This is a genomic window from Eubacterium sp. 3_1_31, assembly GCF_964249515.1.
Taxonomy (GTDB): domain Bacteria; phylum Bacillota_I; class Bacilli_A; order Erysipelotrichales; family Erysipelotrichaceae; genus Longicatena; species Longicatena caecimuris.
Map to the genome: position 1 here is coordinate 15,926 of NZ_CAXUBY010000013.1, position 17,150 is coordinate 33,075.

15 protein-coding genes are annotated in these 17,150 nt (G+C 31.9%); 5 read left to right on the plus strand and 10 right to left on the minus strand.

From position 1 onward, the window contains the following. Positions 1 to 3 precede the first annotated feature (3 nt). The 9 genes from ACESSZ_RS07105 to ACESSZ_RS07145 all read right to left on the minus strand — a co-directional run bounded on the left by ACESSZ_RS07105 (position 4) and on the right by ACESSZ_RS07145 (position 10,340). The gene (locus ACESSZ_RS07105; RefSeq protein ID WP_008690253.1) at positions 4 to 855 is read right to left on the minus strand and encodes a hypothetical protein; all 852 of its coding nucleotides are present in this window, start codon (positions 853 to 855) and stop codon (positions 4 to 6) included. A 181-nt stretch (positions 856 to 1,036) separates the two neighbouring features. Continuing rightward, positions 1,037 to 4,486: a transcription-repair coupling factor gene (gene mfd, locus ACESSZ_RS07110; RefSeq protein ID WP_017144730.1), complete on the minus strand. Its 3,450-nt coding sequence runs from the start codon at positions 4,484 to 4,486 to the stop codon at positions 1,037 to 1,039. Positions 4,487 to 4,527: 41 nt separating this feature from the next. Continuing rightward, positions 4,528 to 5,088, minus strand: coding sequence for an aminoacyl-tRNA hydrolase (pth, locus tag ACESSZ_RS07115; protein ID WP_008690251.1), 561 nt, complete (start codon positions 5,086 to 5,088; stop codon positions 4,528 to 4,530). A 58-nt stretch (positions 5,089 to 5,146) separates the two neighbouring features. Next, positions 5,147 to 7,237, minus strand: coding sequence for a GGDEF domain-containing protein (locus ACESSZ_RS07120; RefSeq protein ID WP_008690250.1), 2,091 nt, complete (start codon positions 7,235 to 7,237; stop codon positions 5,147 to 5,149). A 424-nt stretch (positions 7,238 to 7,661) separates the two neighbouring features. After that, on the minus strand, positions 7,662 to 8,276 hold the full coding sequence (gene jag / locus ACESSZ_RS07125) for an RNA-binding cell elongation regulator Jag/EloR (RefSeq protein ID WP_008690249.1): 615 nt from the start codon (positions 8,274 to 8,276) through the stop codon (positions 7,662 to 7,664). A 14-nt stretch (positions 8,277 to 8,290) separates the two neighbouring features. Next, the gene (locus ACESSZ_RS07130; protein WP_008690246.1) at positions 8,291 to 9,280 is read right to left on the minus strand and encodes a YidC/Oxa1 family membrane protein insertase; all 990 of its coding nucleotides are present in this window, start codon (positions 9,278 to 9,280) and stop codon (positions 8,291 to 8,293) included. Positions 9,281 to 9,310: 30 nt separating this feature from the next. Further along, a complete protein-coding gene (rnpA, locus tag ACESSZ_RS07135; protein ID WP_008690243.1) occupies positions 9,311 to 9,637 on the minus strand; it encodes a ribonuclease P protein component in 327 nt (108 codons plus the stop codon). Positions 9,638 to 9,690: 53 nt separating this feature from the next. Beyond that, on the minus strand, positions 9,691 to 9,825 hold the full coding sequence (gene rpmH, locus ACESSZ_RS07140) for a 50S ribosomal protein L34 (RefSeq protein WP_008977969.1): 135 nt from the start codon (positions 9,823 to 9,825) through the stop codon (positions 9,691 to 9,693). A gap of 119 nt (positions 9,826 to 9,944) precedes the next feature. Further along, a complete protein-coding gene (locus ACESSZ_RS07145; protein WP_008690242.1) occupies positions 9,945 to 10,340 on the minus strand; it encodes a hypothetical protein in 396 nt (131 codons plus the stop codon). A 618-nt stretch (positions 10,341 to 10,958) separates the two neighbouring features. On the opposite strand from ACESSZ_RS07145, the gene dnaA reads away from it, so the two are divergent. From dnaA to ACESSZ_RS07170, 5 genes are all read left to right on the plus strand, one after another. Continuing rightward, positions 10,959 to 12,314 carry a chromosomal replication initiator protein DnaA gene (gene dnaA, locus ACESSZ_RS07150; protein WP_008690241.1) on the plus strand — a complete coding sequence of 452 codons (1,356 nt, stop codon included), beginning with the start codon at positions 10,959 to 10,961 and terminating at the stop codon, positions 12,312 to 12,314. Positions 12,315 to 12,463: 149 nt separating this feature from the next. Further along, on the plus strand, positions 12,464 to 13,582 hold the full coding sequence (gene dnaN / locus ACESSZ_RS07155) for a DNA polymerase III subunit beta (protein ID WP_008690240.1): 1,119 nt from the start codon (positions 12,464 to 12,466) through the stop codon (positions 13,580 to 13,582). Positions 13,583 to 13,650: 68 nt separating this feature from the next. Next, a complete protein-coding gene (locus ACESSZ_RS07160; protein WP_008690239.1) occupies positions 13,651 to 13,878 on the plus strand; it encodes a helix-turn-helix domain-containing protein in 228 nt (75 codons plus the stop codon). After that, the gene (locus ACESSZ_RS07165) at positions 13,847 to 14,872 is read left to right on the plus strand and encodes a tetratricopeptide repeat protein (RefSeq protein ID WP_008690238.1); all 1,026 of its coding nucleotides are present in this window, start codon (positions 13,847 to 13,849) and stop codon (positions 14,870 to 14,872) included. The genes ACESSZ_RS07160 and ACESSZ_RS07165 overlap by 32 nt, the downstream gene beginning before the upstream one ends. A 72-nt stretch (positions 14,873 to 14,944) precedes the next feature. Beyond that, positions 14,945 to 16,642, plus strand: a complete 1,698-nt coding sequence (locus ACESSZ_RS07170; protein ID WP_008690237.1) for an ATP-binding cassette domain-containing protein — start codon at positions 14,945 to 14,947, stop codon at positions 16,640 to 16,642. 50 nt (positions 16,643 to 16,692) lie between these two features. Here ACESSZ_RS07170 and ACESSZ_RS07175 read toward each other — a convergent pair whose 3' ends face one another. After that, a complete protein-coding gene (locus tag ACESSZ_RS07175) occupies positions 16,693 to 16,950 on the minus strand; it encodes a zinc ribbon domain-containing protein (protein WP_117547800.1) in 258 nt (85 codons plus the stop codon). Positions 16,951 to 17,150: the final 200 nt, after the last annotated feature.

Genomic DNA, 17,150 nt, shown 5'->3' on the forward strand with positions numbered 1-17,150 from the left:
TGTTTAACCTTTGAAATTTTCCAGATGAATCTTCACTGTTTCATTAATTTTACTGAATTCCGTATAATGATGCAATTTTGTCTGCTCAACATACGTATCATACTCGGTATTATCTTCCTTTTGTGGAATACTGATTTCATAATCCATATCACTTGTTATAGATTTAACCAAATCATCACGAATACAGAATACAAGTTTATAAGAATGAAGTTTTGAGATATCGGCATTCTCTATTTTATCCTCTTTATTTTTTTGATTATAAATTTTTATGTAAGAATCAGGATCTTTTATCGTCAATGTATATAAGATATCATTACCTTCCTTATCTTTTACACATGTAAAACTTTGTTGTGTAAGTTTTAATAAATCATAGTTCAAATAATAATATAAAAAACTATTTTCAATATCTGATGATGTCGTTGCTTCTTTTTGACTTAAGTTGTAGGTACCATTTTCTTGTTTCAGATAGTTATACATATAACCATTTTCTTCACCATATACCACGGTACTATCTTCTGTTATTTGTTTCACCATATAATGTGCTTGCTTTGGATTTGCATTATCGATATCACCAGTGGAAATCACACTTCCACCATTCCCATCTTTTTTAATTTCCGTATTATTTTGATAATAGCGTTGATCTCTTTCATAATCTTGTTGTGATTGCAAATGCAAACTTTTTGCTTTTAAAGTTGCATCCAAATAAGTGAATAGTTCTTTTGTTTCATTACTGAGTGTTGTTTGTTCTTTTACTTTTGTGGCATTTGATGGCTGCTTTGTTTTATCATTGGATGAACAAGCAGTTAATAAAAAGAAACATAAGATTGCACAGCATACGCGACTCGTTTTTTTCATAACAACATCCCTCTTTTCTTACTTAAAGTATAGCATTCTTTTTGATATAAGTTACATTTTTATGTGTATAATTTTCTTAAAACCATTTCATTTTTCATTGTTTGTTTCTTTTTTATAAACAGTTTCAATAAAACGTTCAAAAAAGAAAACACCCACCTTCATCACAAAGGTGGATGTATCATTAAGCTTCTTTTCTTTCAAGTTTTTCACAACTCTCTAAAATTTCAATAACCGTAATCAACCAATCTTTTCGCTTTGCAAATTGCAAAGTGATTTTACGATTGACATACCGTAATTGAATATCCTTAGAAATACACGTCATGAATTCAAATAATTTCACACCATCAATTGCATTTGACCAGGTTTCGGTAAATGACATACTAATTCTTTTTGGCTGTTCCTGAAAATTCTCTACATAAGGTTCATTTATGAGAATATCCAAACGTTTCTTTTCAAACAATAACTGAACCGCCTTAGGTAATTTTCCATAATTATCCTTAATCTCTTCTAACATTGCCTTTAATTCTTGTTTCGTTTCTATCTTTTCAATACGCTGATACAATGTAATTTTCTCATAATCCTCATTGGCAAACTGTCCTGGTATATAGGCATCTACTTTTATGTTTGCTTTTTTCATAACCGGCTTTTCAACTTTTTTAATGCCTTTTTTCTCCATAATCGCACTATTCAACATCTCGATATACATATCAATACCTACCGTATCAATAAAACCAGCTTGTTGAGGACCTAACATATCCCCGGCACCACGAATCGTTAAATCCCGCATGGCAATCTTATATCCGCTGCCAAGTTGTGTAAATTCTTTGATTGACTTGAGTCGTTTCATTGCTACTTCACTCAACTGACGCTGCGGAGAATACATCAAATACGCATATGCCAAACGATCACTTCTACCAACTCTTCCTTTTATTTGATATAACTGACTTAAACCAAAATGGTCAGCATCTTCAATGAGAATGGTATTCGCATTTGGTATATCAATCCCTGTTTCAATAATCGTCGTGCAAACCAATACCTGATATTGATTATCCGTAAATTGCATCATGACATCTTCAATATCATCACGGCTCATTTGTCCATGAGCGACACCAATTTCCACATCCGGTAATGCTTCTCGTAATTTTCTTGCGACATTATAAATCTCTTTCACATTGTTATAAAGATAGAAAACCTGCCCATTGCGTGCCAGTTCTCTTTGAATAATTTCCTTGATCATTGAAAAATTTTTCTCAATTACATATGTCTGTACCGGCATGCGGTTTAATGGTGGTGTCTCTAATTGTGAAAGTGAACGTATGCCTATCAAAGACATTTGCAATGTTCTTGGAATTGGTGTAGCACTAAGTGATAAAACATCAACACTGTTTTTTAACTCTTTTATCTTTTCTTTATGTTCTACACCGAAACGCTGTTCCTCATCAATCACTAATAATCCAAGATCTTTAAATTGTATATCCTTAGATAATAAACGATGTGTTCCAATCAGGATATCCAGATTACCTTCTTTTAGATCTTTGATGATCTGTTTTTGATCCTGTGGTTTAATAAAGCGATTTACGACCGCAATATTTACTGGAAAATTGCGAAAACGATGTTGAAAAGTTTTAAAATGTTGTAAAGATAAAATGGTTGTCGGACATAGAAAGGCAACCTGTTTATTATCACTCACTGCTTTAAAAGCAGCTCTTGCGGCAACTTCTGTCTTGCCAAATCCGACATCTCCACATAACAATCGATCCATTGGCTTACTGGATTCCATATCACTTTTTATCTCTTTTACTGCTTTTGCCTGATCAATTGTTAATTCATAATCAAAATCATCTTCAAATTCTTTTTGCATCGCCGTATCTTTTGCGAATGCATGCCCGATATGCTCATCACGATTGGCATATAAATGAATTAAACGATCTGCTAATTCTGCTATTTTTGCACTGACTTTTTTCTTCGTCTTTTCCCATTCACCACTGCCTAATTTATTTAGTTTAGGAGCTGCTCCTTCTTTTGATACGAATTTACGAATCAATTGAAATTGCTCTAATGGTACTAATAAAACATCATCACCTTTATAGGCAATATGCAAAAAATCCTTGTGGATACCATCTACCTCTTTATTGACGATACCTAAATATTTACCAATACCATGCTGATTATGTACGACATAATCTCCGATATGCAGTTCTTGATAATCATGCAAAACTTCAGCTTCTTTAAACTTATTGGAATAACGCGTGGATTTACGGGATTTATGAAATAATTCCTTGCTCGTGTAAACGCTGATTCCTTCTGTTAAACAGCTGAATCCTTCAACCATTTTCTTCTCTAAAATAGAGACGCCTTCAGTTAATACATCATCCTCATGAACGATGCGTGTAGCTACATGCTGTTCTTCAAGCAGTTTACGGACTTGTGAAATCTCATGATGATCTAAACATAATAAAACTCTGTGACGATGCGATGCTGAAATGATTTCCTGGATAGTCCGTTCTAAATTAATATCACCTAATGACATGCTCATGATTTGTGATGTAATCGGTTTTTTATAATCCACAAACATGCCAAATTCAATAACTTTATGTTTGCCTAATATTTTGGATAAATCTTCAAATACACCAAACTTATACAAAGCACTTCCTTCTTGAAATAATTCTTGTAAATAGGCAATATTTTCTTCCTGTAGATGACGGATTGTATCGTTAACTTCTTCCTTACTAGAAACAACAATACTAGCATCTTTCACATAATCGCAAATCGTATTTGCCTGATCAAGAAACGCATAATAACGATATAAATGATTTTCTGCATGTCGATTTGCCAATAAGTCTAAATCTTCATTCACTTGTGATATCAACTGATCACGAAAAGATAATGATAACTGTTTCTGCTGTATAGCTAATTCTTGGTTTGCACGTTCAACGATACAACCGATTTCTTCATCCGTAAACAAAAGATTATTAGCAGGAATGATTGTCACTTCTTTTATCAGTTCAATTGTTCTTTGCGTGGAAATATCGAAAAATCGTACACTTTCGACAAGATTATCAAAAAATTCTATACGAATCGGATGCTCATAATTCATCGAATATACATCGATGATACCACCTCTTGCCGCATAACATAATGGTTGATCAACACGATTTACATAGGCATAGCCAGCTTCAAATAACAGTTGTTTCAGTTGTTCATAATCCAACACATCATCTTGCCGAATATGAATAAAGTGTTGTTGAAAAATATCTACAGATGGTTGAAAACGAATCGCAGCCGCTGCATTCATGACGCAAATATAAGGATGCTTATCTAAAAGCTTTGCCATTGTTTCCATCTGTGCTGCTTTGCTTTCCGGTGAAGCAGCAATAGCTTCCACCCGTAATGATTCTTCCACGCTGAAAAGCAGCACATCATCCTCTAATAGACATTCTAAGCGATCATAGAGTTTTTGTGCCGTATATGCGTTATTCTTAATAATAAACATACTTTGCGGTTTTTTGCGATATGCCGCTGCTAACAGCAGGGCTTCTTCACTTAATGATAAATTACCCAGCTGACTTTTACCTTCAACAATGGAAGTAACCGCTGCATTCTGCATGAATTCCTGAAGAAGTATTTTCACTTTATCACCTTATTTTCTGCATGTATTATCATGAAAAAGCTTTATTTCACATTAAAATGGCTCATCGTATCCATAAAGGTATGCGTAACGCTATAAATAGCTGCATCCTTTGCCAGTGCTATTGCTTTTTCATAATCTTCACGATCTTCTTTTCTGATTTTCCCTAATACCCAATCAATGACAGGTACTCGTGAATCCTTTCCGATCCCTACGCGAATTCTTTTAAACTCTTGTGTATGCAAATGTGCAATAATGTTTTTCATACCATTTTGACCACCTGCACTTCCTTTTTCACGTAATCGTATCTTTCCAACAGGCAAATCTAAATCATCATAAATAATCAAAATGTCTTTTACATCAATATGATAAAACTTGACAGCCTCAATAATAGCTTCCCCAGAATTATTCATATAGGTTTGCGGTTTCATTAATAATACTTGTTCTCCTTGTATTCTTGTCATACAAATGAGTGATTTAAATTTCTTTTGTGTGATATCAACATGCAATTCCTTAGCAATCGCATCCATGACACAAAAACCTGAGTTGTGTCTTGTATTTTCATATTCTTTCCCTGGATTTCCTAAACCGGCTATTAATTTCATTTTATCACCTCAATCAGCTTTCTTATTATACATGAAAATTCCATAGAAAAACAGGAAATCAATCCTGTTTTCGCCAACTTTCAAAATATGTAGAAAATGCACAGGCCATATTTTCAATTAAGAGAACATCTTTTATATTCCAAACTTGACGACTCTTTTTATTCATACCCACAATACCATAAAAATGACCATCATATTCAATTTTTTTCTGTATGGTAGACATGATATGATTTTCTTTATACTTTGTTTCATATGGAAAATCACAATGATTCAGATCATGATTTTGAAATAAACCTGTTTCATCAAATTCGTTAAAATACCCTTCCTCTATATGGTAAATGGCTTGACTGCGAATACTTTTATCATTTAAGTTAAACACTTTTAAATACCCTTGTTCTTTTTTTCGGTCTATAAAATAAAGTAAAAATAAGTCTTCTATATGTAAGGTTCTCCCTATATAACAAATGGCTCTGTCTAAAATCGTATTGCTTTTCTTTTCCGTATTTAAAATCATAAATACCTTTGGAAGAACTGCAGAGATCGATAATTTAGAAAATTCATTACTATGCATTGGTAATAAGCTTTCTTCCTGAACGTTATCTTCTTCATAAACTACATATTGATTTCTTCCACTCAATTTTGCCTCATACAATGCATGATCTGCTTTTTTATAAATAATATCATATGAATCATCATCCGATGCTTCACATATTCCTATACTGATACTTATTCTTTTTTTAACATTTCTAATTTTAATATCTTGTACATCATTTTTTATCTTTTCTACACAATTTTCTATCTTATATAATTCATATACATGATCTGCATAAATGGCAAATTCATCACCGCCTACTCTTCCTATAAGGGTATTTTGATCAACATTATTTTTAATGATTGCTACTATTTCTTTTATGACACGATCACCGATCATATGTCCATAACTGTCATTGATATGTTTAAAATTATCTATATCCATCATCAAGAAAAATGCTTTCTGATTCTTATTTCGACGCTGAAGTTTTTCTATCGTCTGTTTGCGGAAAGCTGTTTTTTTCAAAACGCCGGTAAAGTCATCTAATTGCGTGTACTGCATAAGTTTCTGATTGTTTTCAATGATTTTACGTTGTTTATACAACGTATTTTCTAAATCCATTTTAACTTTCATACTGATCTTACGATTCTCTAAATTAAAAGATTGAGCTTTTTGATATATTTCGTAATGTTGATAAATTTCATCTTTTAAATTATCTTTATGAAATTCTTTAAGATATTGTATATAGATTTGTGAAAGTTCTTCTTCAAAATATGGATTTTTCATATCTTTAAATAATTTCTTTGCTGTTTGATATAATTTAATAAACAGCGAATCATTTTTCATATGCAAACTCATTTCAAGCATAAAAAACATACAGTTTTTAATATGGGAATAGTCCTCTTCCTGATATAAATTTTTTAATACCTGCTCCATTTTTTCAGGCACCTTTGATGTAGTATGCGCACAGACATCCAGATATAGTTCACTAAGTACATATTCTTCTGGTATTTTAGCTAATTCATTATCTAATTCGTCATATTTCTTTTTCCAAATCCTTACTTCTTCCTGCTCATTCATTCTGGCAAGTGTAAACATGATATGAGAAATAACAATTTGTAAATCTCCCTTTTCAAACTTATCGAGCAACATATAGTCAAATGCTTCTGTATAGTATTGCAAAGCTTCCTGATACATACCGATACTAAAAAATAATGTTCCCATATTTTTTAAAATCAATTGCATGAATCCATATTCCGGATGTTCTTTTGACAGGAAATAAGCATTAATAAAATGATGAAGCGCTGTTAATTCATTACTACTATCTGCATATAAAATGCCGGCAAGATTCATTAAACGTATTTCATAGCGTACATTATCCGCTGATTCACATAGTTTTAAACCTTGACCGCATGCTTTCATAGCTTTTTGTTTATCTTCATTATAAAAAGATAATAAAGATATAAAATACCAGGCAATACTTTCATAATAATGATTTTGCTCTTTTTCAGCTAATTTTAATAATTGCTTCGCCTTTTTCTCTACAATTGGCAGATGATGTAGTTTTTGTTGTTCTTCCATCTCTTTCAATAAAGTTTCAAAGATTGTTTCTGTCATTGTGCTCATCTTCCTTTATCGCTATTTTAGCATAAATATTTTGAGCAGTATATGGAATCTTAGAAAATTTACTTATATGTGATAAATATAAGATATAAAAATTATAAACCTTCCGTAATATACACTATTTAGAACTTTTTAAATTTCTTTTTTATACCACCATAAATAAAAACAGTCTTCTTACTTTCCTATTTACGATAGATTAACAAATATCTTTTTCGAAATTCATTTAGCATTTTAAATAAAAAATTATCTAGCACATTACATACTCGTGATTTACAATTAGCTAAAGGTTCTCCATCCTATAACTAATCAGTAAATAACATGTACCTTTCATATCAAATAAATGAAGACATCTTACTAACAAGAATTTCTTATTGTGCAAAAAGAAAAGTCTGCTTTTCACAGACTTTCTAATAGTTTTTTATTGTTTTTCAGGGTCATATACGATTTTTAATCGTCTTTGATTACCTTCCCCTTCACTTACCGTGGAGATATTACGCATATTCGTCAAATAGTTATGAATAGCTTTACGCTCATCAGCTGGCATAGGATCTAAGATAGCATCTGTTTTGCTGCGCTGTACACTTTTTGCTACACGCAATGCTAAAGAACATACTTTTTGGTATTTTTCTTCTTTATATCCATTGATGTCAATGAGAACACGGATACGTTTTTTAAATTCACTGGATACTGCAGATTTCAATACAGCATTCATAGATTGCAGTGTTTGCCCATTTTTACCAATTAAGATAGCATTGTTTTCAGCATCCAAATCTACATGATAGAAATCATTATCTTCACTTACTTCAATGGTTGCTTCCATTTGAATTCCATCAAAATAAGTTTGCAGATAATCCTTCATAAAATCCATGATATCATTTTTGCAATAAGCACTAATCGTTACTTTACTTCCTAATCCCAGAAAACCACTAGTTTCCTCAATAACGGTATAAGTAAGTTCCTCTGCTGTCACTTGTTTATCGTTTGCTGCATTTTGAATAGCATCTTCCAAGTTTTTTCCAGTATATGTTTTCATTGAACGTATGCCTCCTAATCTTTGATAAAGCATTTATGAATCAATAAGTTCTGTCCTACTCTGACAATGGAATTTACCAACCAGTAGAATGACATACCTAATGGCCAGTTGATAGCGAATATGGCAATCATTGCTGTACTCATATACATCATCATATTCATTGAGCCCATCATACCCGGCTGTTTCTTAGGTTCTGCATATTTCTTTTCTTTTACATGTTGTTTCTTTTTTCGATGTTCCTGTAACCATTGTGGCATTTTAAAGGAAAGAAGTTGGAACAGAACCATCAAGATGAAGATAACGCCAAAAGCAATCTGTCCTTCTTTTAAACCTTCAATTGGTGTTTTTGCAAGATTGATACCGGCAAAACTACCAGTTACTACACTGTAAGCACGCATTGTTGCCTGATACATACCCAAAATAACAGGGAACTGAATAAAAGTGATTAATAAAGTTCCAAATGGATTAATTTTATATTTAGAATATAAAGCCTGCATTTCCTGTGCTTGCGCCATTTTGGAACGATCATCTGTACGACCGGCATACTTTGCCTGGATTTTTTGCATTTCTGGCTGTAATGCCTGCATGCGCTGATTTGCGACCTGTGATTTAATAGAAAACAGGAAAATTAATAACTGAATCAAAAAGGTTGCTGCGATGATACCAATACCGGCATCCGTAAAGTTTGCTACCCAGTTGATCAGCTGTGCAATTGGATATACGATAATACCATGGAACCAACCTTCATCCATCGCATCTGAGAAAGTTGTTGGCTTGATGGTAATTCTTTCATCCGGTTTTAAGTCTTTATACAGCTTTTCTGCTTTTGATCCCTTTTCAAAATCTACATTCTTCCTTGCTACGGTTTCTTCTTTAATTGTAATAATGGAGTCCACATAAGTCTTACCATTCTGACCACGCGGTACGCTACATCCTGTGAGCGTTACCACCATCAGCATTACAACAAGAAGCAATTTCTTTTTTTGTTTAAAAAAATCTTTCATTTCATTTCTCCTCGCTAAAGTTGCCTACCTTTATATTTTAACTTTTTTAATCAATCTTTCCAAGAGTTTTTTGTTGTTTATATAATTTTCTTCATGATATTTCACTCGAACAAGAATAATCGTATCAAAATTCTCATCAAATGTATAAATATCTTGTACCATGCTGCGTACTTGCCGCTTAATTTTATTACGTATAACAGCTTTTCCCATCTTTTTTCCAACGGAAATTCCTACACGCGCATGATCTTCTTTTCTAGGTTTTACATAAATAACAAAGGAAGGACATGTATAGAACTTCTTATAATTCATGATTTCCGCAAACTCTCGCGTATCTTTTACACGAAATTCTTTTTTCATATCGTTGCTCCTTTTCAGACCTTACTACAAAAAAATCACCCGAAGGTGATTTTTTAAGCTGACAACACTTTTCTACCTTTACTACGACGACGTGCTAAAACCTTACGTCCTCCAACAGTAGCCATTCTGGCTCTGAATCCATGAGTTTTCTGGTGTTTTCTTTTGCTCGGTTGATATGTTCTTTTCACAAGAGCCACCTCCACTTCTTTTTTCTTTATACAAATTGAGCATTGCTAAGAAATTATACATAAATTCATTATCAAAGTCAATAAAAGTTTAAAATAAATGAAAATTCGTATTTCTTTTTTTAGTTTTTCAATAAAGAAAGTTTATGGAATAAAAAAGGAAATCCGATTAACATAGCGAATATCAAACCTAAAAATAGAAGGATTGGTGTATAAAAGAAACCTATTCCGGAAAGCACAATTTCACAAAAAATCATTCCAAAATATAATAATCTAATATCCAATGAGCTTGTTATCGTTATATAGATATGTATGATTCTAAATATTAAAAAGACACAGATTGCCAACATTAAAATTGTCCAAGCATTCATATTGCCAACCACATAGATTGTCATGGCCAATAAAAAAGCTCCTTCTGTACAATTGCATATTCTAGATAAACTACGACGATTGCTGGCCTTTAGCTTTTCTTCATAATTCTGTAATTTTTCTTTTACTATATTTCCTATTGTATTCATAAAAAACCTGCTTTCTTATTAATTTATATATCGTATCTATTATAACGAAGATTAAAACATTTTCCCATAGTTCTTTTCAGAAAATAAAAAGTGATCTTGTTCTTTCAAGATTTCAACAAAATTTTTATGTTTATATAGGTACTATGTTTTCATAATCAGAAAAGTTTTCAACAATTCTAATCCTCTTCTATAAAAGAAAGTGGAAAACTTCTAAGTTTTACTCCTATTGAAAAGAAAAAAGGGGAATTCTAGCTAAAATTTCTAATATTCTTATTTATCCACAAGCTTTCCACAGTAAATTTAAGCTAGGTTTTCCACCTATTGTGGAAAACGTGGAAAACATTCATTTAGCCTTTAATTATCAGTTTATTTTAATATAAAAAGCTATGGGAAAGCTATTTCTTATACTAGTACTTATCAACTTTTCCACCATTTTTACTTATCCACATTAAAAAATCCACAGGCTTTCCACGTTGATAAGTGTGGAAAACTTTTTTTATCCTTTATTTATCGATGAAATACTTACTTTTCCTGTGGAAAATTTGATATTTTCATAATACGCATAGTTTTTTTCCACCATTTATAGTAAAATATGACTACCGAAAAAAGGAGTTGCTTATGTCAAAGTTTGCTAGTATACAGCTGGATCAGATCTGGCAAAAAACATTGACCCTCATAAATGAAAATGCGCATTTTGATGATGCTGTTTTTAATGCATGGTTTAAAGAGGATTCATCGTTATATGATATAGATGGTGAATTGGCAACCATCATTGTTCCATTTAAAATTAATAAACAAATAATGATGGAATCCATTGATCTGATTCAGGAAAAATTATCTCAGGTTTTGGATCAGCCAGTATCCTGTCAAATATTATTAAGAAATGAAGTCGATTTGTTACAACCATCCTCAGCGGTGAGAAGAAGAAATGAAATCATGTTTGAGGATAAAATAAAAAAAGAATATACCTTTGACAGCTTTGTTGTCGGCAAGAATAACCGTGAAGCCTATGCGGCTGCCATGTCCGCCTGTCATTATCCCGGTAAGTTTAATAACCCATTATTTATCTTTGGTAACTCGGGATTAGGAAAAACCCATTTATTACATGCCATCGGTAATTTTGTAAAAGAAAATAAACCTGATGAAAAAGTTCTTTACATATATAGTGAAGATTTTGTCACTTTACTGATTGAATCTATGAAAAATAAAACAGTAGAAGAGGTCAAAGAAATGATTTGTTCTGTTGATTATCTGCTAATTGATGATATTCAACGATTGAAACAAAGTACTTCACAAGAAATCTTCTTTAACCTTTACAATAAATTGGTTAGTGATAATAAACAAATTGTTATTACCAGTGATATTCATCCTACTGAATTAAAAGGTATCGAAAATCGTCTGATTTCACGCTTTTCCAGCGGTCTTTCTGTTTCCGTAGGTTCTCCGGAATTCGAAACAGCCAAAGCTATCTTGCAAAAAAAGATGGAAGGACGAAAAGAAGAAATCATGATTGAAGATGAAGTTCTTGATTATTTAGCAACACGGTTTTCCAGTGATGTAAGAAAACTTGAAGGATCTTTAAATGAACTTTTCTTTAAAGCAATATTATATAATCCGGAAAAAATTGATTTAGCATTTACGCAGGAAATATTTAAAGAAAATCCCGTCATTGCAGTGGATGATGAATTAACACCTAAGAAAATAAAAAAAGCGGTTTGTGAATATTATGGATTAACAAGAACGCAGATAGAATCCAAATCAAGAACCAAAAATATCGCCAATGCCAGACATATAGCCGTATATCTATGTCGTAAACATTTAGAAATGCCATTTGTGAAAATAGGCTTTGAATTTGGTAACCGCGATCATTCTACAATAATGGCTAGTTATGAAAAAATGGTAAAATTGTTAAAGGAAAAAGAAACCTTTCAGCAGGCATTATTACAGATTGAAAACAAGCTGGGGATAAAATAAAAAAGTTATCAACATCTTTCAACGTTTCATCCACAGCAAAAATATGTTAAAATAAACGTATGTTATGGGATATACTGAAGTTTTCCACAGTTTCCACATACTTATTATTATTTCATTATAAATAAAAGATAAAGAAGGGAGCTCCACTCATGTACTTCAAAGTAAGCAAAAAAGAATTTTATAACGCATTATCCGTAGCTGCCAGAGCTATCTCAACCTTTTCACCTTTACCAGCTTTCTCTGGTGTGAAAATTGAAGCTACCATGGATTGCTTAATTTTAACAGGTAGCGATTCTGACATTTCCATTCAAACAAAATTAAAAAAGAGTGAACATTGTGTCTTAGAAATTCACGATATGGGATCTATTGTCATTGAAGCAAAATATATTTTAGAGATTGTACGTAAGATAGATGCTGATGAAATTGAATTTGAAATGTTAGATGGATCATTAACAAAGATTTCCGGCAATACCGCAGAATTCAGAATCAATGGTATGAGAGCTTCTGAATATCCTGCGATTGATTTTTCTAAACCAAACGAATGTTTTAATGTAAGTGAAGATATTTTAAAGAAAATTATATTACAAACTAGTTTTGCGACCAGTGATAAAGAAACACGTCCAGTATTAACAGGTGTTAACTTCCAATGTAAAGAACATCAATTACATTGTGTTGCTACCGATTCTTATCGTTTAGCTAAAAAGACAGTAGAAATAGAAGAATCTTTAAACTTTAATATAACGATTCCGGCAAAATCTCTTCAAGAAGTTGTAAAAACTTTAGAAGGGGAAGGCGATGTTGAAATTGCTGTCAATGATAAGAAAGCACAATTTATCATTCATGATACCATTGTACAGACTCGTCTGATTGATGGTGTTTATCCGGAAACAAGCCGTTTGATACCTTTACAGTTTGATTATGAATTAACAATTGACGCTCATGATTTATTAAATGCCATTGACCGTGCAAGCTTTATTAAAAATGATGGTGTATCCGTTATTAAATTTAATTTAAGTGAGCAGGAATGTGTATTATCCAGTAAATCTGTTGAAGTAGGTTCCTCTACAGAAGTCTTAAGCAGTGCAAGTTTTAGTGGAAACGCTCTTGAAATCAGCTGCAACGGACGTTACGTATTTGATGCAATCAAAGCATTAAGCGGCTCTTTGGTAAAATTCAGTCTGTGTGGAGAAATGAAGCCTTTTATCATCCAATCCGTTGATGATGATTCTGTCTTACAGTTAGTATTACCGGTAAGAACTTACGCATAAATAACAATTTAGATAGAAGTGGTTGTACATTTGATCACTTCTTTCTTTTTATAGAAGGAGGTAATCGCATGAGTTTTCTTGAAACAGAATATACATCCCATCATGATAGTAAATGCTTTGGTTTCTTTCTTCGTTATCATCGTAAGAAACAAAACCTGTCTTTGAACTATTTTGCGGATATGATTGGAATTACCCCATCTTTTCTAAGTGATATTGAACATGGTAAAAAGGATGTTGCGGAATATACAAAAAAGAAAATATTTCATGAACTCTTTATTGATCAGGAAAACTTATGAAAATCATGTGTGCAAGTTTGATATTGTTACTATACTACAAGCCATTTTAGAATTTGATATGTCGTTTCTTCATGAAGTATATACTGATATTGAAGATAACATGGATATTTATATGGAAACTTCGGTATTTCATCAGTACATTTTGGCATATACATTAACCTATCTTTTTGAAGATCATAAGACGTTTTTCTTTGATGAAGTATTTATGAAAAATTTTATCTGTATTTTAGATATAGAAGAACAGCATCTTTTATCCGTATGTTATGCCTATAACTTAGAGAAAAATAAATCATGGAAAGAAGCGCAAAAAGAATATAATAAAATAATTCAAAACTATAAATTTACGAAATATCAGGCAATCGATGCATGGCTGTATTTTCGTTTAGCAGAACTTAATCTACGTTTGGGTGATATCTATCATAGCCTTGTATATTGTGAAAAAGCGGATGAATATCTAAAAAAAGGCTTATATTTAAAACGTATGTATTATAATTTAGTGACAAAAGCCAATATAGTATCCCTATTACATCAGTATGATGATGCTATTTCACTATTAGATACAATTTTAAAAAAATGTGAACAGGATGATAAACTATGTTTGCATATATTAAATAATAAATGTGCTATCGCCTTGGAACAGCAAGATTATCCCTCACTTTTACTGTACGCAAAACAAGCCAAAACGGCAGGTTATCATTCTGCCTACCTTAGTTTTTACCAGGCATTTGCTTATCTTTGTCTTCATGATATAGAAAAAAGTAAAGAATCTTTTATTAATATGAAGACAATCACAGATCCAATCTTACAGCTCATGTTTTCTTATTGTGCACATCAAATAAAAGGTGAGGATGTAAGTAAAGACATGAAACAGATGATGGATTGGATACAGAATGAATATGATTTTCAGACAAAAAAGTTTTTAAAAACGATCGTCATGCAATATCATGAACAGCATTCTGATTATGAACAGGCGTATTTCATATCGAAGCTATGATTCTCTATTAGCTAACAGCGACTTATTTACATACTAGTATCTCTATCGTATCTTAAAAACGGCGGTGATACTATGAAAAAAGAAAAGCAATTTTATCGAAATATACTTCTAACGATTTTATTGCATAAAAAATTATATGTAGGTTTATGGATATTTTTTTGTTTGTTACTTGTTTTTTTACAAATATTATTTGCCTTAGTTTTTCAAAATTTAATAGATGCTATTACAGCAATGAAGCTTGATGATTTACAAATACAAATTATCTATACATGCATGGTAATTAGCGGTATGTGTGTTTGTAAATATCTACGTCAGATACTTTATGCCAAATATCAAAAAGAAACCTTTCAATATATGAAAGCTATCTTGATGAAAGCTATTTTCAATAAACAAATTGCCATATTCCATGAAGTTCCTGACAGTACGTATTTAACATATTTATCTTCATGTATGACGGAAATACAAACAAAGTTTTTTGATTCTCTACAGGCTATGTTATATGATATTCTGTTATTTTTAGGAGCTGTTTTTGGTATTTTTTATCTGAATATGATGATGGGATGCGTCATTCTACTTATGACTCTGATGAACATCTGTGTTCCTTTCTTAACGCGCAAGAAAATCATGACAAGAACCGAAAAATCACTTCATATGAATACCATTTTCCTAAGCTACATGAAAAACATCATCAAAGGTGCAGATACGGTGAAGTTCTATGGAATGGAAGAAGCCATTCATACACAATTTTCTGATATGAATAAAAAACAGGAAACTTGTAAATATCAGCTACAGACAGTCCTTTGTTTATCTGATACGATCATTTTTTTATTAAACTATGTTACTGTATGTGTACCTTGGTTTATTGGTGCTTATTTAGTGCTTCATGGTGCGTTTCATTTAGGTACCTTAATGGGAATCAGTCAGCTTAATAATAATGTAGCCTCACCTTTACAAGACTTTTTCACTAGATCATCCTTATGGCAATCTGGTCTAAAAGTAATGAAGGAAGTATTGCATACGATTGATTTACCGATGATTGATCATACGAATAAAATTGATGATGTAAGATCAATTACATTACAATCAGTTTTTTATAGCAGTCGGCATCATAAAATCTTACAAGACATCAATTTAACATTTAAAACAGGTAAAAAATATTTATTGATTGGGGAGAGCGGAAGTGGGAAAAGCAGTATTTTAAAAATGCTGTTGCGCTATGATGCACCTGATAAAGGTAGTATAAAAATAAATGGAGAATATGAGGTATCACAAATAGCAAATGTATATGAAAATATGCATATTATTACGCAAGATCATTTTCTTTTTGAAGCCACGCTTTTACAAAATTTGACGCTTTATCAAACCGATATTCGTGAAGATGAAGTAATTACAATAATGAAAAAAGTAGGCTTATCACATCTCATCAAACGGCTTCATGATCAAATAATCGAAGATAAAGTTCATTTCAGAGGCGGGGAAAAACAAAGAATTGCGATTGCCAGAGCTTTGTTACATCCATCCAAGGTATTACTTGTAGATGAGGCTTGTTCCTCATTGGATGGCATCATGGGACACCAAATAGAAAGCTTATTGCTTACACTTGATGTTGCTATCTTGATTGAAGTGGCTCATCATGTGTATCCTGATTTATTACCTTGTTATGATGAAATAATTTGGATGAAAAAAGGACAAATTTATAAGTTAGGCTCTTATGAATCTTTGTATAAAGATAAAGAATTTTGTCACTTTCTGAATTTAACAGAAGTATGAAAAAAAGCTGATCATCAGCTTTTTTAGGTTATAAGCAAACAGCAATGCTTTTACTTTTTCCAACGTTTTAAAAGAGGCATATAGGAAGCAATCATATTTCTTATTTCAGTTTCACTTTTTTCAGGCATCTCTTCCATCATTGGTTTTACACAGAAATCAATCATTTCTTCCATCGTACAATCGGCTGTAAAGTTTCCTTCTTTCATACAATACATGCAGTATTCCTCGTTCTTTGAACCATCGGCATTACTTCCTAAAACATCTTCAGATAACGGCATGCCACAGCTCTGACAAATGGCTTGTTCCATCTTCATCATCCTTTCTTTGTACCCTCATTATAAACAAGGTATCTTGACATCATCCTGTCATATTTAAAATGTATTTTCGCTATTATTTTTACTAAAATTGCATATATAAAAATACTTATGGTACTTTCTGAAAAAAGATAGCAAACCTTATAAAAAACCAACAAAAAAGCCTTAAAATATGATATAATATATAAGAATGT